Source organism: Corynebacterium sp. UMB2355A (genome assembly GCF_033877495.1).
Taxonomy (GTDB): domain Bacteria; phylum Actinomycetota; class Actinomycetes; order Mycobacteriales; family Mycobacteriaceae; genus Corynebacterium; species Corynebacterium pseudogenitalium.
Window position 1 is genome coordinate 1,829,457 of sequence record NZ_CP138855.1, and the last position, 25,502, is coordinate 1,854,958.

General features: G+C 62.4%; 25 protein-coding genes. 14 read left to right on the forward strand and 11 right to left on the reverse strand.

All coding sequences use genetic code 11. From position 1 onward, the window contains the following. Window positions 1-10 precede the first annotated feature (10 nt). The gene (locus R0V12_RS08595) at window positions 11-517 is read left to right on the forward strand and encodes a PH domain-containing protein (protein WP_240492743.1); all 507 of its coding nucleotides are present in this window, start codon (window positions 11-13) and stop codon (window positions 515-517) included. After that, on the forward strand, window positions 514-1,887 hold the full coding sequence (locus R0V12_RS08600) for a PH domain-containing protein (protein ID WP_320072474.1): 1,374 nt from the start codon (window positions 514-516) through the stop codon (window positions 1,885-1,887). The genes R0V12_RS08595 and R0V12_RS08600 overlap by 4 nt, the downstream gene beginning before the upstream one ends. Here R0V12_RS08600 and R0V12_RS08605 read toward each other — a convergent pair. Then, window positions 1,884-2,852, reverse strand: coding sequence for a S1 family peptidase (locus tag R0V12_RS08605; protein WP_256059613.1), 969 nt, complete (start codon window positions 2,850-2,852; stop codon window positions 1,884-1,886). The two genes, R0V12_RS08600 and R0V12_RS08605, sit on opposite strands and share 4 nt — an antisense overlap. A gap of 69 nt (window positions 2,853-2,921) precedes the next feature. Continuing rightward, the gene (locus tag R0V12_RS08610) at window positions 2,922-3,392 is read right to left on the reverse strand and encodes a tRNA (cytidine(34)-2'-O)-methyltransferase (RefSeq protein WP_070477642.1); all 471 of its coding nucleotides are present in this window, start codon (window positions 3,390-3,392) and stop codon (window positions 2,922-2,924) included. Window positions 3,393-3,415: 23 nt separating this feature from the next. Between R0V12_RS08610 and R0V12_RS08615 the strand changes: the two genes are divergently transcribed. Both R0V12_RS08615 and R0V12_RS08620 read left to right on the forward strand, forming a co-directional pair. Then, window positions 3,416-4,264 (forward strand): bifunctional methylenetetrahydrofolate dehydrogenase/methenyltetrahydrofolate cyclohydrolase, encoded by an 849-nt coding sequence (locus R0V12_RS08615; RefSeq protein WP_205634833.1) that lies wholly within the window; start codon window positions 3,416-3,418, stop codon window positions 4,262-4,264. Continuing rightward, a complete protein-coding gene (locus tag R0V12_RS08620; protein WP_240492742.1) occupies window positions 4,257-4,592 on the forward strand; it encodes a DUF3017 domain-containing protein in 336 nt (111 codons plus the stop codon). The genes R0V12_RS08615 and R0V12_RS08620 overlap by 8 nt, the downstream gene beginning before the upstream one ends. Window positions 4,593-4,599: 7 nt before the next feature. Here R0V12_RS08620 and metX read toward each other — a convergent pair whose 3' ends face one another. Further along, window positions 4,600-5,694, reverse strand: coding sequence for a homoserine O-acetyltransferase MetX (gene metX, locus R0V12_RS08625; RefSeq protein WP_320072475.1), 1,095 nt, complete (start codon window positions 5,692-5,694; stop codon window positions 4,600-4,602). Between the two features lies 1 nt (window position 5,695). Then, window positions 5,696-7,018, reverse strand: a complete 1,323-nt coding sequence (locus R0V12_RS08630; RefSeq protein WP_256007738.1) for an O-acetylhomoserine/O-acetylserine sulfhydrylase — start codon at window positions 7,016-7,018, stop codon at window positions 5,696-5,698. A gap of 270 nt (window positions 7,019-7,288) precedes the next feature. Here R0V12_RS08630 and R0V12_RS08635 point away from each other — a divergent pair, with 270 nt between their 5' ends. Then, complete coding sequence (locus R0V12_RS08635) at window positions 7,289-8,224, forward strand: hypothetical protein (protein WP_083329460.1); 936 nt, start codon at window positions 7,289-7,291, stop codon at window positions 8,222-8,224. Window positions 8,225-8,454: 230 nt separating this feature from the next. Here R0V12_RS08635 and R0V12_RS08640 read toward each other — a convergent pair whose 3' ends face one another. Next, window positions 8,455-10,668 (reverse strand): NADP-dependent isocitrate dehydrogenase, encoded by a 2,214-nt coding sequence (locus R0V12_RS08640; protein ID WP_070363006.1) that lies wholly within the window; start codon window positions 10,666-10,668, stop codon window positions 8,455-8,457. Window positions 10,669-10,771: 103 nt separating this feature from the next. Between R0V12_RS08640 and R0V12_RS08645 the strand changes: the two genes are divergently transcribed. From R0V12_RS08645 to R0V12_RS08660, 4 genes are all read left to right on the forward strand, one after another. After that, complete coding sequence (locus R0V12_RS08645; protein ID WP_288857697.1) at window positions 10,772-11,689, forward strand: exodeoxyribonuclease III; 918 nt, start codon at window positions 10,772-10,774, stop codon at window positions 11,687-11,689. Between the two features lies 1 nt (window position 11,690). Then, window positions 11,691-12,479 carry a trimeric intracellular cation channel family protein gene (locus R0V12_RS08650; protein WP_320072476.1) on the forward strand — a complete coding sequence of 263 codons (789 nt, stop codon included), beginning with the start codon at window positions 11,691-11,693 and terminating at the stop codon, window positions 12,477-12,479. Window positions 12,480-12,522: 43 nt separating this feature from the next. Beyond that, window positions 12,523-13,530: a tryptophan--tRNA ligase gene (trpS, locus tag R0V12_RS08655; protein WP_070363004.1), complete on the forward strand. Its 1,008-nt coding sequence runs from the start codon at window positions 12,523-12,525 to the stop codon at window positions 13,528-13,530. 81 nt (window positions 13,531-13,611) lie between these two features. Further along, complete coding sequence (locus tag R0V12_RS08660; protein ID WP_070477651.1) at window positions 13,612-14,709, forward strand: YhjD/YihY/BrkB family envelope integrity protein; 1,098 nt, start codon at window positions 13,612-13,614, stop codon at window positions 14,707-14,709. Here R0V12_RS08660 and R0V12_RS08665 read toward each other — a convergent pair. Then, window positions 14,669-15,940 carry a D-alanyl-D-alanine carboxypeptidase family protein gene (locus tag R0V12_RS08665; protein ID WP_320072477.1) on the reverse strand — a complete coding sequence of 424 codons (1,272 nt, stop codon included), beginning with the start codon at window positions 15,938-15,940 and terminating at the stop codon, window positions 14,669-14,671. The two genes, R0V12_RS08660 and R0V12_RS08665, sit on opposite strands and share 41 nt — an antisense overlap. An 88-nt stretch (window positions 15,941-16,028) precedes the next feature. On the opposite strand from R0V12_RS08665, the gene R0V12_RS08670 reads away from it, so the two are divergent. Next, window positions 16,029-16,718, forward strand: a complete 690-nt coding sequence (locus tag R0V12_RS08670; RefSeq protein ID WP_070363001.1) for a VIT1/CCC1 transporter family protein — start codon at window positions 16,029-16,031, stop codon at window positions 16,716-16,718. Here R0V12_RS08670 and R0V12_RS08675 read toward each other — a convergent pair. The 4 genes from R0V12_RS08675 to R0V12_RS08690 form a co-directional block, all read right to left on the reverse strand. Continuing rightward, on the reverse strand, window positions 16,715-17,800 hold the full coding sequence (locus R0V12_RS08675; protein ID WP_320072478.1) for a trimeric intracellular cation channel family protein: 1,086 nt from the start codon (window positions 17,798-17,800) through the stop codon (window positions 16,715-16,717). The genes R0V12_RS08670 and R0V12_RS08675 overlap by 4 nt on opposite strands. Before the next feature lie 64 nt (window positions 17,801-17,864). Further along, the gene (locus R0V12_RS08680; RefSeq protein WP_320072479.1) at window positions 17,865-19,103 is read right to left on the reverse strand and encodes a hypothetical protein; all 1,239 of its coding nucleotides are present in this window, start codon (window positions 19,101-19,103) and stop codon (window positions 17,865-17,867) included. Window positions 19,104-19,115: 12 nt separating this feature from the next. Continuing rightward, complete coding sequence (locus R0V12_RS08685; RefSeq protein WP_084028610.1) at window positions 19,116-20,078, reverse strand: C40 family peptidase; 963 nt, start codon at window positions 20,076-20,078, stop codon at window positions 19,116-19,118. Further along, on the reverse strand, window positions 20,078-20,359 hold the full coding sequence (locus tag R0V12_RS08690; protein WP_070362998.1) for a hypothetical protein: 282 nt from the start codon (window positions 20,357-20,359) through the stop codon (window positions 20,078-20,080). Before R0V12_RS08690 ends, R0V12_RS08685 begins: the two co-directional genes overlap by 1 nt. A gap of 62 nt (window positions 20,360-20,421) precedes the next feature. Between R0V12_RS08690 and upp the strand changes: the two genes are divergently transcribed. From upp to R0V12_RS08710, 4 genes are all read left to right on the forward strand, one after another. After that, window positions 20,422-21,057 (forward strand): uracil phosphoribosyltransferase, encoded by a 636-nt coding sequence (gene upp, locus R0V12_RS08695; protein WP_070362997.1) that lies wholly within the window; start codon window positions 20,422-20,424, stop codon window positions 21,055-21,057. Window positions 21,058-21,118: 61 nt separating this feature from the next. Further along, complete coding sequence (locus R0V12_RS08700; protein ID WP_240492741.1) at window positions 21,119-21,475, forward strand: helix-turn-helix domain-containing protein; 357 nt, start codon at window positions 21,119-21,121, stop codon at window positions 21,473-21,475. A 52-nt stretch (window positions 21,476-21,527) separates the two neighbouring features. Then, window positions 21,528-22,706 (forward strand): amidohydrolase, encoded by a 1,179-nt coding sequence (locus tag R0V12_RS08705; protein WP_070362995.1) that lies wholly within the window; start codon window positions 21,528-21,530, stop codon window positions 22,704-22,706. A 91-nt stretch (window positions 22,707-22,797) separates the two neighbouring features. After that, the gene (locus R0V12_RS08710) at window positions 22,798-24,204 is read left to right on the forward strand and encodes an NAD(P)H-quinone dehydrogenase (protein WP_070975871.1); all 1,407 of its coding nucleotides are present in this window, start codon (window positions 22,798-22,800) and stop codon (window positions 24,202-24,204) included. Here the strand turns inward: R0V12_RS08710 and R0V12_RS08715 are convergent. After that, on the reverse strand, window positions 24,185-25,495 hold the full coding sequence (locus R0V12_RS08715) for a helix-turn-helix domain-containing protein (protein ID WP_320072480.1): 1,311 nt from the start codon (window positions 25,493-25,495) through the stop codon (window positions 24,185-24,187). The genes R0V12_RS08710 and R0V12_RS08715 overlap by 20 nt on opposite strands. Between the last annotated feature and the right edge of the window lie 7 nt (window positions 25,496-25,502).

The following is a 25,502-nucleotide window of genomic DNA, read 5'->3' on the forward strand; positions in this document are numbered from 1 at the left end:
GGTAGGGCCCATGGAACAGCAGACTGACGCACTCGCGAGACCACCGCTACCGGCCTCGGTTGAGCAGATGCACCGCGTATCACCGAAGTACATGGTGCCCATGCTGGTGACCAACACGGTGTGGGCGCTGATTGTCATCGGCAGCCTGCTGTGGGCGCAGTGGAAGTACGGCGGCTGGTGGATGTGGGGAGCGGCCGTCTGCGGAGTGTTCTTCATCTGGAAGTACTTCCTTATCCCGTTCCAGGTACGCAACCTGGCGTGGCTGGAAACGAACAACGAGCTCATCCTGAGCCAGGGGAAGATGTGGCACACGCTCACCGTTATCCCTTACGGGCGCATCCAGTTCGTGGACGTCAACACGGGACCGGTGATGCGGATACTTGGGCTCAAGAAGTTGGTGGTGAACACGGCATCGGTCAGTTCGGTGACCACGCTGCCTGGACTTCCCGCCCACGACGCCGACGCGCTGCGTGACCGGCTTGTAGTCAAAGCACGCGAACAGATGAGTGGCCTATGACGGCGGCCTCTGAGTACCGGCGGGTCCACCGACTGACCCCGTTGCTGCGCGTGTGGGCGACGCTGCTTGCGCTGCTCACGATCGCTGTCTTCAACTTCACGATGCCCCTAGTCAACTGGCTGCAGGACGAAGGCATCGGCATCATGGATGTGGGCGTGGCCGTTGGCGTGTTCGTCGTTGGCCTGCTCGTAGTGTTCATTATTTCGCAGCTGTGGTGGGCCAAGATCGGATTCCGCGTTGGCGAAGAAGACATCGAGCTGACGCGAGGGGTGCTCACCACTAAGGTGCGCACCGCTCGCTACGACCGGATCCAGGCAGTCGACGTCATCGAACCGTTCGCGCCGCGCCTGTTCGGGCTTGCGGCGGTGCGCGTCGAGGCGGCCGGAGGCAACAATTCGGCCATCGAGATCGCCTACCTGCCCCGCGCGGAAGCGGACGAACTACGCGCCGAGATCCTGCAGGCCATTGCTGCCCGCCCCGGCGCAGCTGCGTCCGCGTTGACGCCCACCGAGCAAGACGCCGACCCGGCTAATACGCTGGTGCCACCAATCCCGATTGGTCGTTCGCTGCTTGCTGCGGCGTTCCAACTCTCAACCATCATTACTGTTGTCTCGAGCGCCGTCCCGCTCTTCACCGATCTCTCGATCACCGCGGCAGTACCGATCCTCGTCGGGTTCGTGCCACAGATCTGGCGCACCATCGACCACTCGTGGCGCTTCAATTCAGTGCTTGACGACGCCACCTCCGGCAGCAACGGGGCCGTCATCAACATGACGTACGGGCTTGCGAACCGCAGGCACCAAGCGGTCCCGCTGCACCGCATCCACGCGGTACAGCTTCGCCAGCCACTGCTGTGGCGCATGTTTGGGTGGTGGACCGTCTCGGTGACTGTGGCCGGGTACGGGTCCGAGCGCAACAAGGCAACTGGCACATCCAAGCTGCTGCCGGTCGGGACCTTGGAGCAGGCCATGCAGGTCATCGACGCGATTGCGCCGCTGTCCGGTGAGGCGATGCGAGACATGTCGCGTGCACAGCTGCGCTCCCCGCGCTCTGCGCGGTGGGTTTCACCGGTTGATTGGCGGCGGCAGACAGTCACGCTGTACCCAGAGGTCACCGTGGTCACGTTCGGTCGCCTGTCCCAGCGGTACCAGATGGTGGAAAACGCGCATATCCAGGAGCTTTCCTTCAAACAAGGGCCGTTGCAGCGCAGGCTTGGCCTGGCACATGTGCGCTTCGACCTGGTCCCGGGAGCCGTCAAAATGGTGGCGCGGGATATGCGTGCGGGGGAGGGGCGTTGGCTCGTCGATACGCTGCGCACCCGCACGCTGCCTGGCATGGACGATGCGGTAGCGCTCGTCGAGGAGACTTAGTTGTGGATGGTCAGGCCCCAGTATTGGATGGCGCTGCCGATCTCCATGGCGCCTACGCGGGTCTTATTCGCATCGGACACGTTGGAGTTGACGCCTACGGCCCACACTCCAGAGTTGTCGGCGGCGAAGACCGCACCGCCTGAGTCTCCGCGATCGGTGATGCTGCGGAAGTAGAAGAGGCCGTTGTTTCCGATGCTTTCGAACTCTCCACATGAGTAACCGGTGGTGGCGCCGAGACGGCAGATGGCCATGCCTCGGGCTTGCGCTTCTTGTGGGGTGATCCAGCCGCGGAGCGGAAGATCCAACGGGAGTGTTGAGGAATATCGCGCATCGCCGGTGATTTCGATCAGCCCGATATCGGCGCCGACGATACCGCCGTATGCGTCCTTCTCCAGATAGGACTCCACCATCTCTCCGACATACGACCAGTTGCCTTGGGCGTCCTGCACGTAGAACTGATCGCCGCGATCGCCACAGTGGCCCGCAGTGATGATGAAGATCCGCTCGCCTTTGGATGCAAGGAAGCCCGTCGAACAGCCCGAGCTTTGTGTCTCGTTGATGATCCTGCCGCCAGGTACGATCCCGCCAGGCTGCTCCAGCCACTTCCAGTCGACAAAGTTGTGGTAGTACACGCCACGGTTGTCGTCGCGGCCCCGCTGCCCAGATGAGTCGTTTCTCGGATCGATGACGTTGCGTTGAATCGGTGGCTCGACGCGTTGGCTGGGGGCGCTTGGGCGTTCGCGGTAGTCCGGTTCTGGCCGGTACGGTGACTGACGGGCGGAGGTAGTAGTAGCTGGTGTCGGAGAGCTCTCGTTAAGCATTGAGGCTATGTCCGAGACTGCGGCGTCTTGCTCGGCGCGCCATGCGTCGAGCTCCTCATCGGAGGAACCCGAACAACTCGCCAACAATGCAGAAGCGGCGAGTACAGCGGTCAAACGGGCACGGGATGCAGTCGTAGAGAGCATGGCGGACTCGTTTCAACTAAGGGGCAGGGTAACAGGCACAGATCTTAACAGCTGTAGCAACCCTTCCGCTTAGACTCCGCCGACGAATCCCAACTGCCGCCAGGCCTCGAAGACGGCGACGGACGCGGAGTTGGAAAGGTTCATTGACCTGCGGCTCGGCAGCATCGGGATGCGTAGCTGCTTGGTCACGCGCGGGTGGCTGCGGTGTGCTTCGGGGAGACCAGTCGGCTCGGTGCCGAAGAGGAGAGCGTCACCGTCGCGGTACTCGACGTCCTGGTAGTAGTCGGTTGCCTGTGTGGTGAACGCGAAGATGCGGGCGTCCGGGATGGAGGCGAAGCAGGCGTCGATAGTCGGGTGGATCTGCACGTCCGCTAGGTCGTGGTAGTCCAGCCCTGCGCGCTTCAAGTGCTTGTCTTCGAAGTTGAACCCGAGTGGCTCCACCAGGTGCAGTACGGCGCCGGTGTTTGCACACAGCCGGATTGCGTTGCCGGTGTTGCCTGGGATGACGGGATTGTCAAAGATAACGTGAAAAGCGCACATGGTTACAGTCTAGGATGGTCACCGTGACTGCGATTAAATTAGACGGAAAACTGTACCGCGAGGAGATCTTTGCGGATCTCAAAACACGAGTTGCCGCCCTGCGCGAGCGTGGGATCACGCCGGGGCTGGCTACCGTGCTGGTCGGCGATGATCCGGCGAGCCAGAACTACGTGCGCATGAAGCACCGCGACTGTGAGGAGCTGGGCATTGCCTCCATCATGAAGGAGCTGCCGGGGGACATCACGCAGGAAGCACTCGAGGAAGTCATCGAGGAGCTCAACAACGACGACGCCGTCACCGGCTACATCGTGCAGCTGCCCCTGCCGAAGCACCTGGATGAGAACCGCATCCTGGAACTGATCGACCCGGACAAGGACGCCGACGGCCTGCACCCGGTCAACCTGGGCAAACTGGTGCTTAACGAGCCCGCGCCGCTGCCGTGCACCCCGAACGGTTCCATCAAGCTGCTGGAGCGCTTTGGCGTGGATCTGAACGGCGCGATCGTGTGTGTCATCGGCCGCGGAGTGACCGTGGGGCGCCCGATTTCCCTTATGTTGACCTCGCGTAACGTCAACGCCACGACGGTGCTGTGCCACACCGGCACGAAGGACCTGGCTGCGGAGACGCGCCGGGCGGATGTGGTCATCGCGGCCGCTGGCAAGCCACACATGATTACCGCGGACATGATTAAGGAAGGCGCCGCGTTGCTGGACGTGGGCGTCTCTCGTGTCGACGGCAAAACGGTCGGCGACCTGCACCCGGATGTGTGGGAGAAGGCGGGCTGGGTCTCGCCGAACCCTGGTGGCGTTGGCCCGATGACTCGCACGTTCCTGGTCCGCAATATCGTGGAGCGGGCTGAGCAGCTTGCCTAACTCGGCAGAAGGGTTGTCGCTGGACAACCCTCATGACATTGGGAACCCGCCCTCGCCACTGCCTCGGAACGTGCAGGTGGCGATGGTCGGCGTGTTCATCCTGGGGTTTGTCGCCGCGGGGGTGTGGTCGCTGACGGACCACTGGCGGCGTGCCACGTTCACACTCGGGGCGACCATGCTGTGGTGCGCACTGCTGCGCCTGACGTGCGACTCGCAAGTCATTGGTCTGCTGGCAGTGCGCTCCAAGCGTTTCGATATCGCGTTTTCCACCGGCCTGGGCGCCGCGATGGTGTGGCTAGCCTGGTCGGTGGACGCGCTGGGCTCCTAAAGGGATCTTACGCGCTGGTCAGCGCGATGAAGTTGCGCAAGATGTTGTCCATCTGGCGGGCCTCGACGAGAAACGCGTCGTGGCCAACCGGGGATGACAGCTTGTGCATCCCCAGCAGGTTTCCCAGGTTGCGGGACATGTGTTCCTGCTGGTGGTAGGGGTACAAAATATCCGTATCGACGCCCACAATCATCGTCGGCACCGTCGACGAGTGCAGCGCCTTGTTCAGGCCTCCGCGACCGCGGCCGATGTCGTGGCGGTTCATGGCTTCAGTGAGTGTGACGTAGGCGCCGGCGTCGAAACGCTTGACGAGCTTCTGCCCCTGGTAGTCCAGGTAGCTTTGCACAGCGAAGCGCTGGTCGTGCTCGCGGTAGGGGCCGAGTGGGTTTTCGCCTTCTTGGGCGCTTGTGCCGAAGCGCTCGTCGATTTCGAGCTCACCGCGGTAGGTGAGGTGTGCGATGCGCCGGGCGGCAGCCAGTCCCTCATCGGGGGAGGTGCCGGTGGAGTAGTAGTCGCCGCCGTGCCAGTTGGGGTCGCGCACGATGGCGTAAATCTGAGCCTCCTGGATGCCGATCTGCCAGGCGCTCGCGCGCGCGGAGACCGCCATGACGCAGGCGTAGCCGACAGATTCGGGGTAAAGCAGCGTCCACTCCAGGGTGCGCGCCCCGCCCATGGAGCCTCCCATGATGGCATGCACTCGGTGGATACCGAGCTGGGTGAACAGGGTGTGTTCGGCGCGGACCTGGTCGCGGACTGAAAGTGCGGGGAAGCGGGACCCCCACGCGGCGCCGTCGGGATGCGTGCTCGCAGGGCCAGTCGAGCCGTAGCAGGACCCGATCACGTTGGTGCAGATCACGCACCATGTGTCGGTGTCGAGTGCTTTGCCGGGGCCAATCGCCCCGCTCCACCACTCGGCGGCGTTGGAATCGCCGGTTAAGGCGTGCTCAACAACAAGGATGTTGTTGTCGCCCTTCGGGTCACCCCGGAACTGCCCCCACCGCTGGTACGCGATGTGGGCGTCCTGGACGGTGGCTCCGGCTTCTGTGGTGAAGTCGCCAATCGGGACTATCTGCAGCTCGCCTTCAGGCGCCAGGTTGGGCATGTTAGATCGCTGCGAATCCGCGCTCGAGGTCCGCAATGATGTCGTCGGCGTCTTCGATACCGACGCTCAGGCGGATGGTTGCCTGGGAGATACCGGCGCGCGCCAGGCCCTCCGCGTCCGACTGGGAGTGCGTCGTCGTGGCCGGGTGAACCACCAGGGAGCGGACGTCGCCGATGTTCGCCAGGTTCGAGTGCAGCTTGAGGGCGTCGATAAACTTCCAGGCGTTGGTGTGGTCGTCCTTGTCGCCTGCGATCTCGAAGGAGAGCACCGAGCCGGTGTAGCGCAGGCCGAGCTTCTCCTTCACGGCGTAGTGCGGGGAGGACTCGAGGCCAGCGAAGTTCACTTTCGCTACCTTGTCGTGCTCGCTGAGGAACTTCGCCACCTTCAGCGCGTTCTCGTTGTGGCGCTCCACGCGCAGGCTGAGCGTGTCCAGGCCCTGCAGCGCAACCCACGCGTTGAACGGGGAAATCGCAGCACCGGTATCGCGCAGGATGCCCGCGCGGGCCTTGAGAGCGAAAGCCGGTGCGCCGAGGTCGGCGTACTTCAGGCCGTGGTAGGCCGGGTCCGGGGTGACGAAGTAAGGGAAGACCGGTTTGCCGTCGCGTTCGACGGTCCAGTCGAACTTGCCGCCGTCGACGAGGACGCCTCCGATGGCAGCGCCATTGCCGGTGTAGAACTTCGTAGTCGAAGCGACGACAATGTCTGCACCGAGCTCCAGTGGGCGGACCAAGGCGGCGGTGGCCATGGTGTTGTCAATAATCAGTGGCACCTGGTTGCGGTGCGCGACCTCCGCGACGGTCGGGATGTCGAGGACGTCGGCGATCGGGTTGCCGAAGGTCTCGCCGTAGAACGCCTTCGTGTTCGGCTGGACAGCCGCCTGCCAGCTCTCTGGATCGTCAGGGTTGTCCACGAACGTGACGTCGATGCCGAGGCGTGGCAGCGTCACCTGGAACAGGGTCTCGGTGCCGCCGTAGATGCGAGGCGAGGTGACGATGTGGTCACCTGCTGACGCCAGGTTCGTGATGGCGGCGGTCTCTGCAGCCATGCCAGAGGCGAATGCGGTAGCTGCGACGCCACCCTCGAGGTCCGCGATGCGGTCTTCGAGCGCTTGCTGGGTCGGGTTGGTCAGGCGAGTGTAGATCGGGCCTGGGTTGGAGAGGTTGAAGCGGTCTGCTGCGTGCTGAGCGTTGTCGAACACGTAGGAGGTGGTCATGTAAATAGGCTGGTTACGGGCCCCGTAGTCGCTATCGACGGCCTGCCCGGCGTGGATAGAGCGTGTGGTGAAGGACCAGTCTTTCGTATTGCTGTTGTCGTATTGTGTCATGGGGAACAATGTAACGCTTGGTAGGTTCTGTGTGAACCAAGCTGTCTAGCAATACTGTTTAACCAGGCGATATATGTGAATATAAATAGAATAGTGAAGAGCGTCCAGCGTCACGCTCACCCCGGGCGGTAGTCATGCCAACTTGCTGGTTCAACCATGTTGACAATAGTGACGGTGATGTACGTTCGTGAACCTTCGCGTCGCGCAACGCGGGGTAGGCCTTCGGCGACGGGAGGGAACCGGTGCCGGGTTTTCGCCGTCAGAAAAGACATGGGGATTGACAGAGCACATAAGGCACAACAGCAACGGTGGGAGGAACGGAAGGAAGAGCTACGGCGGGGGATTGTGGACAAGCGGGTTCTTTCCCACAAGGAACTCGACAAACTCCGAGGGCCGTATCGGGTGCTCGACACGAGCATTGTGTATGCAGAGAAGGGCTGGAAAGAGCTGAGGTTCCACGAACGTCAGTGGCTGCGCGTCGAAGCTGCTGCGATGATGAGCAGGGAAGCGGTGTTGGTCGGAAGATCGGCCGCGCGCATGCACGGCATTTGGGTGATTAGTACGACGGAAGAACCCGTCGAACTGTGTCTGCTTTCGAGGGGGAGCCCGCCATCTCGCCGAAACCGGGAGGGGATAATGTTTCGGCGCATGGTGCTGCGTAGCAACGAAATCTCGTTGCGCGACGGCCACCGGGTTACTAACGGTTTCCGAACGTTTGCTGACATCGCCCGCCATTACGGCTTCGTCGAAGGGCTCGTCGCTGCCGACTACCTTCGGTGTAGTGGGTTTACGTTTGAACTTCTTGAACGGGAGGCATCCCAACTTGGCAGGCTAAAGGGCGTTGCCGTGGTCCGGGAGTGCATCCGGCACTGTGTCGCGGATTCCGGTTCGCCCTACGAATCTTTCGCACGTGCCCTGCTGATCCGGGCGGGGATCGGCCCTTTGCTTACGCAGTACGAAGTGGCTGGACGCTACGCGGACCTCTGCGTCGACGGCTGGCTGCTCATCGAGATCGACGGCAACGTGAAATACCAGGGACCCAACGCCGAACGCGCGCGGCAGGAAGAGTTCGAGCGGCAGAAGATGATCGCCAACAGGGGGTATGTCTTCCTCCGCTACTCGCCGTCGTTCTTGCGTCGGTACCCCGATCAGTTCGTCCGCGAGGTCCGCGACACCATCGCTGGCCGCCGGGCTGCGCTCGCGTGAGCAGTCGCTTCTCGACGCCACCACACCCGCAGCCCGCTCTTTGCCGAGGATGGTAACCAGAGGACGGTAATCAGCCGAGTAGAGGTGATCGCCGTCGGCCCAGTTACTCGGCTGATTACCATCCTCTGGTTACCACGTAGAGGTACCATCCTGGGCGCCAGGTCAAGAACCGTAAACGAAACCCCGGCCGCCGCGAAAACGCAGCAACCGGGGCCGATCAAACCGAGGGTTTACTTCAAACCGTCAATCACCTTGTTAAACGTTGCCGACGGACGCATGACGGCAGTGACCTTGGCCTCCTCAGGCCAGTAGTAGCCACCCAAGTCGGCAGGGGAGCCCTGCACCGCGAGCAGCTCTGCGTCGATGGTCTCGGCGTTCTCTGCCAGCGCTGCAGCAACCGGGGCGAACGTGGCCGCCAGGTCCGCGTCCTCAGACTGCGCGGCGAGCTCTTCGGCCCAGTAGCGTGCCAGCCAGAAGTGGGAGCCGCGGTCGTCGATCTCGCCGACCTTGCGCGATGGCGACTTGCCTTCGTTGAGCAGCTTCTCCGTTGCGCGGTCCAGCGCGTCACCGAGGACGCCTGCCTTCTCGTTGCCCTTGGTGTTCTTCTCGTGGCGGAAGGACTCTGCAAGTGCGAGGTACTCGCCGAGGGAGTCCCAGCGCAGGTGGTTCTCCTCCTGGACCTGCTGCACGTGCTTCGGTGCGGAGCCGCCAGCACCGGTTTCGAAGAGGCCGCCGCCAGCCATCAGTGGAACGACGGAGAGCATCTTCGCGGAGGTGCCCAGCTCCAGAATCGGGAACAGGTCGGTGTTGTAGTCGCGCAGGACGTTACCGGTCACGGAGATGGTGTCCTCGCCGCGGCGGATGCGCTCGACGGAGACCTTCGTTGCCTCAACTGGGTTCAAGATGGAGATGTCCAGGCCGTCCGTGTCGTGGTCCTGCAGATATTTCTCAACAAGGGAGATGAGGTTGCGGTCGTGTGCGCGCTCCTCGTCGAGCCAGAAGATGGCCTTCATGCCGGACAGGCGTGCGCGGTTGACCGCGAGTTTGACCCAGTCCTGGATCGGGGCGTCCTTGGTCTGGCATGCGCGCCAGATGTCGCCGGCCTCGACGTCGTGCTCAATGAGTACGTCGCCGGCCTTGTTTACAACCTGGACCTTGCCGTCGGCAGGGATCTTGAAGGTCTTGTCGTGGGAGCCGTACTCCTCAGCCTTCTTCGCCATCAGGCCGACGTTTGGCACGGTGCCCATGGTGGTTGGGTCGTAGGCGCCGTTGGCGCGGCAGTCGTCGATAACCGCCTGGTAGACGCCCGCGTAGGAGGAATCCGGGATGGTCGCCAGGGTGTCCTGCTCCTGGTCGGCAGCGTTCCACATGTGGCCCGAAGTGCGGATCATCGCAGGCATCGAGGCGTCGATAATCACGTCGGATGGTACGTGCAGGTTGGTGATGCCCTTGTGGGAGTTGACCATCGCCAACGCCGGGCCGTCCTTCAGTGCCTGCTCGAAGGCCGCGCGGATCTCCTCACCATTATCGACGCCAGCAAGGCCATCGAGGATCGCGCCCAGGCCGTTCTCGCCGTTCAGGCCAGCAGCGAAAAGGGTCTCGCCGTACTTGTCGTAGACGTCCTTGAAGTACGCGCGGACGACGTGGCCGAAGATGATTGGGTCGGAGACCTTCATCATCGTTGCCTTCAGGTGAGCGGAGAAGAGCACGCCCTCTTCCTTGGCGCGCTTGACCGCGTCGAGAAGGAACGCGTCGAGCGCCTTGGCGGACATGAAGGTGCCGTCCACGACTTCGCCAGCTTCGACAGCCAGGGAGTCCTTGAGGACGGTCTCGGTGCCATCATTGGCGACCAGCTTGATGGTCAGGGAATCGGCCGCCGGCATGATGACGGACTTCTCGTTGTGGCGGAAGTCTCCAGCATCCATGGTCGCAACGTTGGTCTTGGAGTCCTTCGACCACGCGCCCATCGAGTGTGGGTGCTTCTTTGTGAAGTTCTTGACGGCCTCCGGCGCACGGCGATCGGAGTTGCCCTCGCGCAGGACGGGGTTCACGGCGGAGCCCTTCACGGCGTCGTAACGCTTCTGTACTTCGCGCTCTTCGTCGGTGGAAGGATTGTCCGGGTACTCCGGCAGGTCGAAGCCAGCGGCCTGCAGCTCTGCGATGGCCTTCTTCAGCTGGACCAGGGAAGCCGAGATGTTCGGAAGCTTGATGATGTTCGCTTCGGGGGTAGTAGCAAGCTGGCCGAGCTGCGCAAGTGCGTCGTCCATCTTCTGCTCGTCGGTGAGACGCTCCGGGAACTGCGCAATGATGCGGCCTGCAAGCGAGATGTCAGCGGTGGTGACATCGAGTCCCGCCTGAGCGGCGAATGCCTCAACGATTGGCTTGAGGGAATAGGTTGCCAGCAGTGGCGCTTCATCGGTGCGTGTCCAAATGATTTGAGCCATGGTTCTCCTTAAGTATCGCGTCAAATGTGTTGCCTAAACCCACAGCGTACAGCTTTTACATACCGCGTGTCTTGTATTAGCGGGGAAAGGTAGGGTCATGGGCATGGTTTTAAGCATTGCTTCGGTCAACGTCAACGGAATCCGCGCGGCCACGAAGGTCCGCAACGAGCTTAATCACGGGATGCACGCATGGCTCGACGCCTCGTCTGTCGACGTCGTGCTGATGCAAGAGGTGCGGGCAACGCAGCAACAAACCGAGCTCGCGCTGGCGCCTGCGCTTGAGCAAGGGTGGTATCTCGCCGTCGCCCCGGCAGAAACTCCGGGCGCGAAAGGCCGCGCGGGTGTGGGAATTCTCTCACGAACCCCCCTATCTGAGGTAAGTGTTGGTATCCCAGGATTCGAGGACGCGGGGCGCTTCATTGCGGCGACGCTCGAAAATGGTGTGCGGGTGGCATCGCTCTACCTGCCGTCGGGTGCGGCGGAGACGGCCAAGCAGGACGAGAAGTACCGCTTCTTCGACCAGTTCGGCCCGGTGCTCGAGGAACTGCCCGCGAAGTACCCCGACATGGTGATCGCAGGCGACTGGAACATCTGCCACCGCCGCGAAGACTTGAAGAACTGGAAGACGAACCGGAAGAAGTCCGGCTTCCTGCCCGACGAGCGCGCGTTCATGGACTCCGTCTTCGGTGCGTTCCCGGACGACGCTGCCCAGGACCTCGAAGACAAGGAGGCAAGCCGGTGGGCTGGGGCAGTGGAGTACCAGTCGGAGGGGCGTCGACAAGCGAATGACAACCCACAGTGGTTTGACGTCGCGCGCCGCCTGCAGCCCGAGGACGCGCCGTACACGTGGTGGACCTACCGCGGCCAGGCGTTTAACAACGACGCCGGCTGGCGCATCGACTACCAGGCCGCAACGAAGTCCATGCTCGAGCGCGCGCAGCGCAGCTGGGTGGAAAAGGCGCCTACGGTTGAGCAGCGCTGGTCGGATCACTCCCCACTCATCGTGGAATACGACATTTAATATGGACGCAGTCGGCACCGATCAGCTCATCACCGCGCTCTTCATCATCGGCATCGTCGCAGAGGCCATGACCGCCGCCGTGTCCGCGGGCCGCATGCGCATGGACCTCTTCGGGGTCATCACCCTCGGCGCGTTGACCGCGCTCGGCGGCGGCACGGTGCGCAACCTGCTGCTGGGGATTTACCCGATGGTGTGGGTGGAAAAACCCGAGTATCTGCTGCTCGTCGTAGTTGCTTCCGTACTGACTGTCCGCATTAGTTGGCTGATGCACCAGCTGCGTCGCGGCTTCTTAGTTGCCGACGCCATCGGGCTCGCCGCGTTCGTTGTTGTTGGTATTCGAATCGCGATTGAGAACGGCCACGGGTTCATCATTGCCTGCGTGGCCGCCATCACCACCGGTGTGTCCGGCGGTATCATTCGCGACGTCCTCTCCGATCGTGTGCCGCTGGTGTTCCGGAAAGAGCTGTATGCGTCGGCGGCGGTGATTGGCACCGTGGCGTGGTGGCTCATGATGATGGCGAGGGTCCCGGAGTGGGTCAACGTCATTGTTACCGTGCTGCTCGTGCTGGGTATCCGCCTGGTTTCCCTGAAGCGTGGCTGGTCACTGCCGGTCTATGTGTACGACGACGAGCGCGTCGCCGAGATCGACCCGAAGTACGCGCTGACCTCTTACTTCTACCGGCGAGCGCGGATGGTGCCGGGGGCGCGCCAGGTCTACCGCGGCATCAAGCGCATGCGCCGAACCGACCCGCGGCCAAACAATAAGACCGACAAAGAGGAAAAAGAATAGGGCAGGTACCGCACGCGCACGTTCCGGTCTACAGTAGGTAGGCATGACTAAAAAACAGCGCGTACTTTCCGGCATTCAACCCACGGCAGATTCCTACCACCTCGGCAACTACCTTGGGGCATTGAAGCAGTGGATTGACCTGCAAGACGGGTACGACGCGTTTTATTTCATCCCGGACCTGCACGCCATCACGGTCGACCAGGATCCGAAGGAGCTGCGCGAGCGCACCATCGCGGGCTGCGCGCAGCTGATCGCGCTCGGCATCGACCCAGAGAAGTCCACTCTGTTCGTGCAGTCGCATGTGCCTGAGCACACGGAGCTGACCTGGGTGCTGCAGTGCCTCACCGGCTTCGGCGAGGCAAGCCGCATGACGCAGTTTAAGGACAAGAGCCAGAAGCAGGGCCAGGATCGCACCTCGGTCGGTCTGTTCACCTACCCGGTGTTGATGGCCGCCGATATTTTGCTGTACTCGCCACAGGTTGTGCCCGTTGGTGAAGATCAGCGTCAGCACCTTGAGCTGACCCGCACGCTCGCCGAGCGTTTCAACTCCCGCTACGGCTCCACGTTCGTTGTGCCGGAGGGGCTGATTCCGGAAGGCTCGGCAAAGATTTACGACTTGCAGGACCCGACGTCGAAGATGAGCAAGTCTGGGCAGAACCCCAAGGGTCTGATTAACCTGCTGGATGATCCGAAGGTGTCCGCGAAGCGGATCCGTTCCGCGGTGACGGATGATGATGGCGTCGTCGCCTATGACAAGGAAAACAAGCCAGGTGTTTCCAACCTCTTAGTGATCCAGTCTGCGCTGACCGGCACCCCGATCGACTCGCTGGTGGCCAGCTACGAGGGCAAGGGCTACGGCGCACTGAAGGTTGACACGGCCGATGCACTTGAGGCCTTTACGACGCCACTTCGCGCCCGCTACGACGAACTCATGAACGACCGTGGACAGCTGGAACGCATCCTTGCGGACGGAGCGCAGCGCGCACGCGAGATCGCGGCGCCGTTGGTAAAAGACGTGTATGAGAAGGTTGGTTTTCTCGCGGGAGCCTAGCAATTCGGTGGCTAGATGGTGGACCTTTCCTCTACGATGGTGTGCTTAACGTAACAAACCAGAAGTAGGGAAGGGACTGTGATGGCCACTTCGACGTCGCCACAGACGGAGTACACCGATCGGCAGGGCATTGAGCGCGCCACGAAGCAGCAAACAGAGGGCGCTGCGGACGAGATTGCGAAGAAGGCTCCGGCGGTCGGGCACCTGATGCGGATGAACGAGCGTTTCTCCGCGCAGGGCGGAAACCAGCTTTCAGCAGGTATTACGTACTTCTCGGTACTGTCACTCTTCCCGCTGGCGATGTTGCTGTTCGCTGCCCTCGGTATGTTTTTGAACGGGCGCCCGGACATCATGCAGCAGGTGCAGGACCAAATCACTGAGAACCTCGAAGGGGGACTCGGCGAGACCGTCAACGAGTTGCTACAGGCAGCGATCGACCAGCGTGGAGCCGTCGCAGGTGTCGGTTTGCTCACAACCCTCTGGTCCGGCTTGGGATGGATGAACAACCTGCGAGTCGGCGTTTCGGCGATGTGGAACCTTGACGCGAATGATGGTGGAAACTTCGTCGTGAAGAAGCTGACGGACCTGTTGGGCTTGATCGGTTTGATTCTGCTCTTCATCGTGGCGTTCGGTGTGACCGCTGTAGGTGCATCCTCCTGGACCTCGCAGGCGATGGAGCACTTCGGTCTCGGTGACTTCCCGGGGGCCCGCCTCGTGGTGTGGGCCGTCGGCCTGTTGGTCGGTGTGCTGGCGAACTTCCTGGTTATGTGGTGGATGGTCACGTACATGCCGCGCACGAAGGTGCCGATGAAGTCCGGCCTGAAGGGCGCGCTGCTCGGCGCGGTCGCGTTCGAGCTGGTGAAGCAGTTCGCAACCGTGATCGTCAGCTCGGCGACGGGCAACCCAGCCGGCGCGATCTTCGGCCCAGTGATTGTGCTGATGGTGGTGCTCTATCTCATCTGGCGCGTTGTGCTCTACGTTTCTGCCTGGACCGCAACTACAGAGGAGTCGTTGGAGCTCGAGCCGGTTGAGGTCCCGGAGTCCGCGATCATTAATGTGCGCGCGGGCGCGTACCAGGACCCTGCTAGCAGCGCCTCGGCATCGGGCAAGGCGCTAGGCATTGGGGCCGCGATTGGTGCTATTGGCGTCGGGATCGTTTCTTTGCTGACGCGAAACTAAGCGCGACGGCGAGTGCGGTAACCACCAGCACGCCGCCGACGAGCGCGATGGAAAGCCAGGGAATGCCACCCTGGCTTTTTGCTGTTCCAGGCTGCTCATCAGCGGTATCGGTCGGCTGCGATGTTGTCGTCGGCGTTCCCTCGACAGGGTTCAGCGACGCCACGTGGGTGTGGCCCTCGGAGGCGTAGGCGTAGGACTCGTGGAGAAGCGTCTGCGCCTGCTGCCACGCGCGCATTTTATCCACCGTGGTGTCCAGCACTACCGCCACCAGACGCACGCCGTCGTGGTCGACTGCGCCTACAAACGTGTGGTTCGCGTCATCCGTGTAGCCGGTCTTGCCGCCGATGCCGTCTGGGTCGTTGAGGTAGAGCTTGTTGTCGTTCCACAGCTCGTAGCCCGGGATGTCACCATAGCCGGGGAAGGGGTAGGAGGCGGTGTCTGCGATTTCGGCGAACGCCGGGTTGGAAAACGCGGCCCGGTAGGCGAGCGCCATATCCCATGCCGAAGTGGACATCCCAGCCCGATCCAGCCCGGAGTAGGAGGTTGCGCGGGTGTCGAGCATGCCGAGCTCGCGGGCTTTCGCGTTGATCTTCGTCAGGGTGGCGTCGTCACCGCCGAGCGCCTGCGCGAGCGCATGGGCGGCGTCGTTGCCCGAGGCCATCAGCAGGCCGTGTAGCAGGTCGTTGACGGTGTACTCGCCGCCGGCCCCGATGCCGACGGCGGAGCCCTCCTGGCCAGCGGATTCCTCGCTGACCACAACGCGCTGCTCGCGGGGCAGCTCGTCAATCGCCACGAGTGCGAGCAGCACCTTAATAATCAAGGCCGGCCTGTACCTGCCGTGCGGATCCTTCATCGCAATCACGTCGCCGGTATCGAGGTTGGCGACCAGCCACGCGGACGCGAGCACCCCCTCATCGACATGGAATCCCTCGGGCGCCTCGATGCCGCAGGAGCCCTCGTAGGTTACGGGGAGTGGTTGGAGCGTCTCGGTTTCGCGGGCCTCGGACGTCGATACTGGCTCGGGTGGCCACAGGGAGCGCTCGCAATTGTTCGTGTCCGGCGCATGGAGGCGGACAGGGGGGACCCAGTTGCCGTAGTCGTCGTAAAACCCGGGGCGGGGTGTGACCGTGGTCGTGACCGTCGTATCCTCCGCCTGCGCAAGCGGGGCAGGGGCGAGAGTCAGGCACAGGGGCGCGCACACGGCGCTTGCGATGCGTATTGCAGTGTTCATCGCAGGCTATCGTACGCCAGGTCACCCACGATATTGGTGAGGCTGCGCTTTATTGCGCGGGTGTGTAGTTTCAGCCACGATGTAGCGCATGGTTGCGGTTGAAGGCATGAATGAGCGGCTGAACAAGCTGCGCGCGGCAGTGCTCGGCGCGAATGATGGCATCGTTTCGACGGCCGCGGTGGTCGTCGGCGTCGCGGGTGCTACCCCGAACGTTCCCGCGATCGCTACGGCCGGCATCGCCGCGCTGATCGGTGGCGCAGTGTCGATGGCGCTCGGCGAGTACGTGTCCGTGTCCTCCCAGCGGGATATGGAAAGCGCCTTCATTGAGCGCGAGCTTGAGCTGCACAAGGAGGACCCGCACGAGGAGTTCGAGCACCTGGTCGCAGGCTACGTCGCGTCTGGTTTGAGCTCGAAGACGGCGCTGAAGGTGGCGAAGGAGCGCACCGCCGAGGACCCCATCAAGGCCCACTTGGAAATGCACTACGGCATCGACGAGGACGACCTTGCGAACCCATGGTCCGCGGCCATTGCGTCGTTCATTTCCTTCTTCCTCGGTGCGTTGCTGCCGCTTGCTGCGGTGCTACTTCCGCCAGACTCGTGGCGTGTGGCGTCGACGTTCATTGTGACTCTCGTGGCGCTGGCGGCAACTGGCGCGATCTCTGCTCGCACTGGTGGCGCGAGCGTGACGCGCGCCGTGTTGCGCTTGGTCATCGGCGGTGGGCTTGGACTTGCCATCACCTTCGGCGCTGGCTGGGCCTTCGGCACCGCGGCGCTCTAAGAGTTTCGTGCCTCGTACTGCTTGACCAGCCGCTCGATGAGCTCGTCGGTGAGTTTGTCGTCCTGCAGAATCATGTCCAGCATCTTGCTGGCGGTCTGATCAAGGTTGCGGTCCTCGTCGTAGGAATCGCCGGAGAGATCCACCCCGATGCCGTCGAGCAGCGACTCGCTTGTCGACGCCCCGTCCGCCACATCCTGGCCTTCCTCCACGTTGATCGCCTCGAACTGGGATGTGAACTCCTGGAGGAACGCATCCGCCTCGTGGACTGCTTCCGAACGGCCTTTGCCGCGCTTGACTTCCGATTCGATCCTGCGCTGGAGCGCCTTTTCCATCTGGCGGTGGCGCCAGGAGCGCACGCGGGTCGGCTCGAGTTCACGCGCGATGTTGCGTGAGCGACGCTCCGCTTTCCGAGCCAGTTCAGCGAGGTGTGCCGCGGTCTGGTTTACCGGCGCGAACTCGGAGTTCGTGGAGATTCGCCAGTTTCCGTAGTAGCCGAGCAGGAAGAGTCCGAAGCTCACCATCGGGCCAATCACCATCCCGATCGCCATGTGGCCCGTGGCGTGCCCAAGCAGCACGATGACAGAGCATGCCACGGCTGGAATGACCGTTGGTTGGTTGTTGCCGAAGACACTCGGCTCGCGGCCGGTGACAACGTCGCGGATCATGCCGCCGCCCGTCGCGGTGAACACGCCCATCATGATCGCAGGCAGGACCGGCAGCCCGTACGTCAGGGCTTTCGACGCCCCGGTGGCCGCCCACAGCGCTGAGACGAAGGCGTCGCCATGGCTTTCAAGCACGCTCCACGCGCGCCCTTTGAAGTATGTAAAGCGCGCGATCACCGCGCCGGTAAAAGCCAGGATGAGGTACTCCGGCTGGCTCATTGCCGCCACGGTGCCTTCGTTGATGAGGACGTCGCGAAGCATGCCTCCGCCGAGTGCGGAGAGCATCGCGATGAAGAAAAACCCGATGATGTCGTAGCCACGGTGGCGTGCGATTGTGCCACCGATGATGCCCATCAGTAAGACACCGGATACATCGAACCAACGATAAATAGCGGAGATTAACGGATCGACCTGGTCCATGGTGGCACATTTTACGTGTGCCAGAATCCGGCGTCTTCGACGGCCTCAGGAATTTAGGCTGCGACTAGAACTTGGAGAAGCGCTTGATGAGCTGCAGCTCCATCTCGTTCCACGCCTCAGCCTTATCCGTAAACGGCGCAGATGGGACGTAGCCTGCGGCTTCGGTGGAGCCCAGCATGTACGCCAGGTAGTCCTGCATGCGTGGGTTTGCCAGGAGGAATGAATTGAGCGAGTCGTCCTTGGCCCAGTCGGCGGCGTCGGCAAGCAGCTCGTAGGCCTTCGCCATCTGCTTGGTATCGACGCTATCGACGCCCTGCTTGATGTCCTGCGCGATGCCGTTGAAGGAGTAGGAGTTGTCCGGGTGGACGGTGACCTCGAGCTCACCAGCGTTTGCCAGGGTAACCAGGTCAGGCCAGGTTGCTACTGCGGCGAGGTCATGGTCATCGTTCTCGATAATCCAGCGTCCAAGGTGTTTGGTGGACGGGAACGTGAAGATTTCACCGTACTTGCCCAGGAATACCGCGTTGGAGCCCAAGTAGGTGCGCAACGTGTAGACGCTCTTGCCCTGGATGGAAACCTTCATTGGGTCGATTCCGGCACGTGCCCACGCGGAGTTGTCGTATGGGTCTTGCGCCTCCTGCTCAGCACGCTCGGCCTCGCTGGCTTGCTGCTTCGCCTCTTCGCGGGCCTTTTGTGCGGCCTCGATAGCTGCGGCAGCGGCGCTGACCGCTGCCGCGTCGATGGAGTCCGTCTTCACCACGCGGACCGATTCGTCGAGGGATTTGACTACCTCTTCCCAGTTCGCCAGCACGACGCGGCCGACACCAGACCACTCGTCCAGGCCGTTCTCACCCTGGTAGTGATCAGAGCCGCGGTTGACGTTGCCCAAAATCGAGTGGGAGGCGAAGAAGATCAGTGCTGGCTCTGCCGCCGCTACCTCCGCGAGGGAGCGCGAAATCTGCAGCACGCGGGACAGGTGCGAGACGTTCTCGTGGCTTGGGCGGCCAGCCAGCAACTCCGGTGCACCAATGATGTCGAAGTACTGCTTGTCATTCGGCACCACACGGTCGTCGCCCTGGTTGGAAAACTGCTCCCACTTGGGGTGGTCCGCCAGGTCATGCTTCGGCGTGTTGTTGATGTATGCGAGCAGCGCCTCGGGGGATTCGAAGACGAGCACCGAGTTTTCATCGCCGAAAAAGGCCTGCCACTCGGAGCCGTGCTCCTTCCAGGTTGGCGCCCACAGGGTGTAGAAATCGCCGTCGGTCAGTGAAAGCTTGACGGGCAAAATAGCACGGGTAATCATGCAGCAAATCTATCACGCTGTTGGACGCCAGAAACCTTTGAAGGCCATTCCCATGTTTTCTGTTCGCACCGGGTTCATCTGAACTGGGTCGCCAGCTTCGATGAGCATCCCGTCACCGGCGTACATGGCAACGTGTCCATCCCACACCGCGAGGTCGCCCGGTTGCAGGTCCTCGTAGCGGACCTGTTGCCCGATATTTTGCTCTTGGGCTAGGCGTGGCAGCTCCACACCGGCCTGCCGATACGCCCAGCTTGTCAGCCCGGAGCAGTCGAACCCGCCGGGCGCAGATCCACCCCACGCGTACCGTGTGCCGAGCTGTTGTTTCGCCGCCGCGACCGCAGCCTCACCAGTTGCCGAGCCGCCCCGGGAGGGAGGATGTCCCGCCTGCTGGACGGCGGCGAGCGGGGTGACCTCGTTCTTAGCGTGAGGGAGTTCGCGGGCTGTGATGAGGCGCTCGAGCTCGTACATGGCGGCTTTTGCTTGCGAGGATGCGGCAATAGCGGGTTGGCTCGCTGCGTATGCCACGATCTCTGAGAGCTGCTTGGCCAGTGGTGCGAGGTCGTTCGCCAGCCCGTTGAGAGTGAGCCCAGCCTGGGTGACCGCCCACGCGACCTGGGCGGCGATCTTGATCCCCGCTCCGATCGCAGTTGCAGGGTTGAGTAGCAGTGGTAGGAGCGGTTGGGTGTCTCGGATGAGGTCAACCACGATATTGCTCAGGTCTTTGGCGGCAAAGAACACGAGGCTGCTCGCCTGACCGAACATCTTCACAATGGTGTCGCGATCTTTCCCCAGCAGGTTCGCAGCATTGCGCAGCGTCTGGCCCGCAGGGTGCGCCCCTACGAACGCGGCAAGGGGCTCGATGGCGGAAAAATCTGGAGTGGACAGGAATGGGAGTTGGGGAAGTGGGGCAGGGACGTGTCGCAGAATGAGCTGCGCTGCCGCGATCGGGTCAATGCCCGCAGCCAGTGCAGCCATCACAACACCGCCTGAAGAAGGTTGCTGAATCGCTCATCAACGCTGATGGCCGCTTTTACAGCCAGGAGCATCGCGAAAGCGACGCGGCTTGCTTCCTCACTCAAAGCCTCGCTTCTCGCGTTTTCCTGCTCCACGGCCTGCGAGAGCGCCTGGCTGAACTCCGCGAGCGGCCACACATTGGGAACCGGAACGTTTGGCAGTGGTTGGAGCGCAGCGGCGTCGTCGCGTAGCGAGTCAGCGTGCGAATGGATCGTTGATTGGTCAAAAGCGAAAGTAGTCATAAGAGGTTGGACGCACAGAGTCAGTAAACGGTTCCCTCCGAATTTCAATTACCATGTGAATCATGGAAATTACCGTTGTTGACCACCCCCTAGCAGCCTCCCGTCTGACACTGATGCGCGATGAGCGAAGCGACAACACCGCGTTTCGTGCCGCACTCGCTGACCTGGGCGCGATGCTGATATATGAGGCGTCGCGTGACCTGAAAACCGAAACCTTTGAAACCAAAACGCCGGTTGCAACAGCCACCGGCGTTCGCTTGGAAAAGCCCCCAATTATTGTTCCGATCATCCGTGCCGGCCTCGGAATGATTGACCCGGCGTTGTCCATGATCCCGGACGCGCAGGTCGGCTTCATCGGCATGGCGCGCGACGAGCAGACGCACGAGCCGGTTCCATACCTCGAGGCGCTGCCCGACGACCTGTCGGGACAGCCGGTGTTCTTGGTTGACCCGATGCTGGCCACGGGAGGTTCCCTCATCCACGCGATTGAACTGTTGGAAGGCCGTGGGGCAGACGACATTACTTGTGTGTGCATGGTCAGTGCGCAGCCGGGCGTCGACAAGCTGAAGCAGCACGGCGGATCGGTGCGACTGATCACCGCCGTCATTGACCCAGGACTCAACGAGGACGCGTACATCGTGCCGGGCCTCGGCGACGCCGGAGATAGGTTGTACGGGCCACGCAATATTGACCTCTAGTCAAAGTAACGTGCGTCGGATATAATCACCGGAAGTTTGTTACGTACACGAGGGGGTATACGTGTTCTTTCAAGGGAGTCTTGGCGCACGTTTTTCGGATGTGGATTCGGACCAGTACTGGGCCAGCTACGCGTTTGCGTTAGGGGAGAAGATCCGCGCGCTGCGAACAATGCAGGGGCTATCGCAGGCGTACCTGGCGGAGCGGGCGGGGATCTCTCGTTCGCTGCTCTCTAACCTGGAGCGCAATAGCTACAACAGGAATAGGGCTGCTGACCCCACGCTTTCGACGATCTACCGGATCGCTGCCGCGCTCGATGTTTCGCCGCTGCAGCTGCTTCCAGCGGACGAGGAGCAGGTGGACGAACACGACCAGTCACAAGATTCGGCGGAGATGAGCGTAGAATCATTGCCACAATAAGGCGCAGTGGGAGCCACGCGCACAAATGCTGGGTGAAGGGTGAACATACACGATGACGGCCGGAGGAATTGCGCGCGCGGTAGACCAATGGGTGAAGGAACATCACTCGACAATGGTGGAGTGGCGCCGTCACTTCCACTCCTACCCGGAGCTTTCCAACCAAGAGTTCGCCACCACCGAGTTCATTGCGAAGGTGCTGCGTGAGCACGGCCTTGAGCCCGTCCTCTTTCCCGGCACGGGACTCTACGTCGACCTGGGCCCAAAGGACGGCAAGCGGCTCGCGTTCCGCGGCGACATCGACGCCCTGAAAGTGCCTGAGCAAACCGGTTTGCCGTTCGCATCCCAGCACCCGGGCGTTTCCCACTCGTGCGGCCACGACGTGCATACGACGGTGGCGCTCGCGCTGGCGTGCGCCTTATCGACGGTCCAGCTGCCGCTCGGCGTACGCATCATCTTCCAGCCGGCGGAAGAAGTGATGAACGGCGGTGCGCTCGACGTGATCGAGTGGGGCGCGCTGCAGGATGTCGCGAGCATTTACGCCCTCCATGCTGAACCGAAACTGCGCGTAGGCCAGATCGGTGTGCGCACGGGCGCTATTACCTCGGCGTCGGACGTGCTGCGCATTACGGTTAACGGGCCTGGCGGCCACACCTCTCGTCCGCAGCTTTCGGCGGACGTGGTCTACGCGCTCGGGGCGCTGATTACGCAGTTGCCGGCGCTGCTGTCGCGCCGGGTCGACCCACGTACGGGCACGGTGTTGGTGTTCGGGCACGTCGAGTCGGGCGACGCGGCGAACGCGATCCCGAAGACAGGCGAGCTACTGGGCACGTTGCGGACAGCGGATATCGGGACGTGGCGGATCCTCGAAGATCTGGTTACTGACCTGATTGACCTCGTCGTCGCACCGACCGGGTGCACGTACCACCTCGACTACATGCGGGGCGTGCCACCGGTGCTCAACGATGACGCCGCGACGGCGATCGGGGTACAGGCAGGGCGCAGGATCGACCCACACGCGGTGGTGACCGCGCCGCAGTCCTCGGGCGGGGAGGACTTCTCTTGGTACCTGGAGCACGTCCCCGGGTCGATGTTCCGGCTCGGTGCCTGGAGCGGTGAGGGAGAGATGCAGGACCTGCACCAAGGCAACCTTGATATTGATGAGCGAGCACTTGAAGTTGGGGTGCGTTTGTTCGGAGGGGTCGTCGAAAAGTACGCCGAAAACCTCAGCTAGTGCAACTTTTGGTTGGTAACGAAGCCGTGGGCGGCCGTGTAGACTAGCCAGGTATTTGTGCGAACGACGAAGACCGTTGAGGAGTATGTAGGTGTCGAAGAAGATCGTCATCATTGGCGGAGGGCCAGCTGGTTACGAGGCTGCGCTGGTTGCATCAAAGTACGGGGCCGATATCACCATTGTGGAAGACAATGGTTTGGGCGGCTCCGCTATCCGCAAGGACGTTGTTCCTTCGAAGAGCTTTATCGCCGGCGCCAACATTAAGACGGACCTTCGCCGTGCAGACGACATGGGGCTCAACCACGGGCTTGGGGAAGCCCAGCTTTCGCTGACCGCCCTGAACGCGCGCGTGATCGCGCTGGCTGATAAGCAGTCCAGTGACATCGCTAAGCAGTTGGAGCAGCGTGGCGTGCGCCTTATCCAGGGGCGCGCTCGTTTTACGGACCAACAGCACGGTCACACCACGCACCGCGTGGAGGTGCACTGCGAGGGCAAAGACACCGAGATTATTGATTGCGACATGGTGCTGGTGTGCACCGGCGCGAACCCGCGCGTGCTGCCGGGCGCTGAGCCGGACGGCGAGCGCATCCTGAACTGGCGTCAGATGTACAGCCTGCAGGAGATGCCGACGCACCTGATCGTGGTCGGTTCCGGTGTGACCGGTGCTGAGTTTGTTTCTGCGTTCGCTGAGTTGGGCGTCGAGGTGACCATGGTTGCTTCGCGTGACCGCATCCTGCCGCACGATGACGCCGATGCCGCTGACGTGCTCGAGGAGGTGCTCGCGGGCCGTGGCGTCCACCTGGAGAAGCACGCTCGCGTGGAGTCGGTGACGAACACCGGCGACGGCGTGGTTGTGCGCACGACGGACGGGCGCGAGATCGCCGGTTCGCACGTGATGATGTCCATTGGTTCGATTCCGAACACGGCGGACCTCAACCTGGAGGCGGCCGGTGTGGAAGTCGCCCCGTCGGGCCACATCATTGTTGACCGTGTGTCGCGTACCAACGTTGCAGGTATTTACGCTGCGGGTGACTGCAGCGACCTGATGCCGCTGGCATCCGTCGCGGCGCAGCAGGGCCGCATTGCGGTCGACCACGCGCTGGGCGAGGGCGTGTCACCGGTGCGCCTGAAGACGGTGGGCAACGCGGTCTTTACCCGCCCGGAGATCGCCGCGGTCGGTGTGACACAGCAGCAGATCACCGACGGCGAGGTTGACGCGGACATCTACAAGCTAGACTTGGCGACGAACCCTCGCGCAAAGATGCGTTCCCTCCAGCACGGTTTTGTGAAGATCTTCGCCCGCAAGGGCTCCGGCCAGGTACTCGGCGGCGTGATTGTCGCACCGACTGCCTCCGAGCTGATTCTGTCGCTGACCATCGCGGTGGCCAACGACCTGACTGTGCGCCAGCTGGCGAACTCGATGGCGGTGTACCCGTCCCTGTCCGGTTCGATTACGGAGGCGGCACGCAGGCTGATCTCTAAGTCTGATCTGGACTAGCGCTCGGGCTAGAACTAGGTGGCCCCGGAAACGCTCGCTGCGGACAGGATGTTCGTGGGCAGGTAGCGCAGCCGGGGCCGATTTTTGTTGCCGATTCGGGGGAGATGTTCAGTCCGTCGGCGTAGATCATGCGTTGAGCGAACGCGATATCGCAGCCCAGCACCACCGCGTGCTCCCGGCGCGGGGAGTCGAATCCTACGACGGGGCCCTGCACCATCCGCGCAATCCATAGGTAGGTCCGCCCGTCTGGCATGACGGCAACTTGACGCGTCACTCTATTCGAAGTTTCAAACGCGCGGTGCACGACCCACAACGGGCAGCCCCCACCGTGGCGCGAGAAGTGGAAGGCTGTCGATGACTGCCGCTTCGAAATGTTGCCTGCCCGGTCGGTGCGCACGAAGACGAACGGAATCGCCTCTGCGCCGGGGCGCTGCAACGTCGCGAGGCGTTGGCAGGTTGACTCGAAACCAGTGCCGAAGCGCGCGGAGATGACGTCGATGTCGTAGCGGGTTTCTTCGGCAGCTTGGAGGAGCTCAGCGTAGGGCATGGTGACAGCGGCGGCGAAGTACTGCGCCAACCCGTGGCGCGCGAGCTGGACGGGCTCGGGCTGTGTCGATTCGTCGAAAGTGTCGCGGACGTACTCGTCGATGAGCTCCGCGAAGGCGGTGCGGCCGTAGTGGTAGGCGAGTTCAAAGCACTGCTGGGACTCAGTGAGTCCGGTGCGTAGGCGGATCTCGCGCTGGTCGTGCTGCAGGGTCGAGCGGGGGCCGTGGGCGTATTGGTTGAAGCGCACTTGGATGCCGTATTCCCTGTCGAAGGTTGCCGCGAGGCGCGTCAGTCGCAGTTGCCGGTTCGCGGCGTGCGCTGCGAGCTGTTCGGCAGCAACGTCGAGCTCGTGGAAGTAGTTCTTGTGGTTTTGGAAGAATTCACGCACGAGTGCGTGGGGGTGTTCGGAGTCGGTGGTCTCGGGTGAAGGCAGCGCCCGTAAGGAGTTGGCGATGTCAGGGAAGCGCTGTGCGAACTCGTGCAGTTTCGGCTGCGGGACGTCGGGGAGTAGCTCGGAAAGCTCGTTGACCACGCGTTGGTCTTCATCGGGGGAGAAGAAAGTGGTGGAGAGCTGAAACGCGTGGGTGAGTTGGAGGAGCACGCTGACGGTGAGCGGGCGCTGGTCGTTTTCGAGCTGGTTGAGGTAGCTCGTTGAGATGTCGATGCGGCGGGCCATTTCGCCTTGTGTGAGTTCGAGTTCACGGCGGAGCGTCTGTATCTTTGCCCCCGCGTACAGCTTTGCCATCGTACCT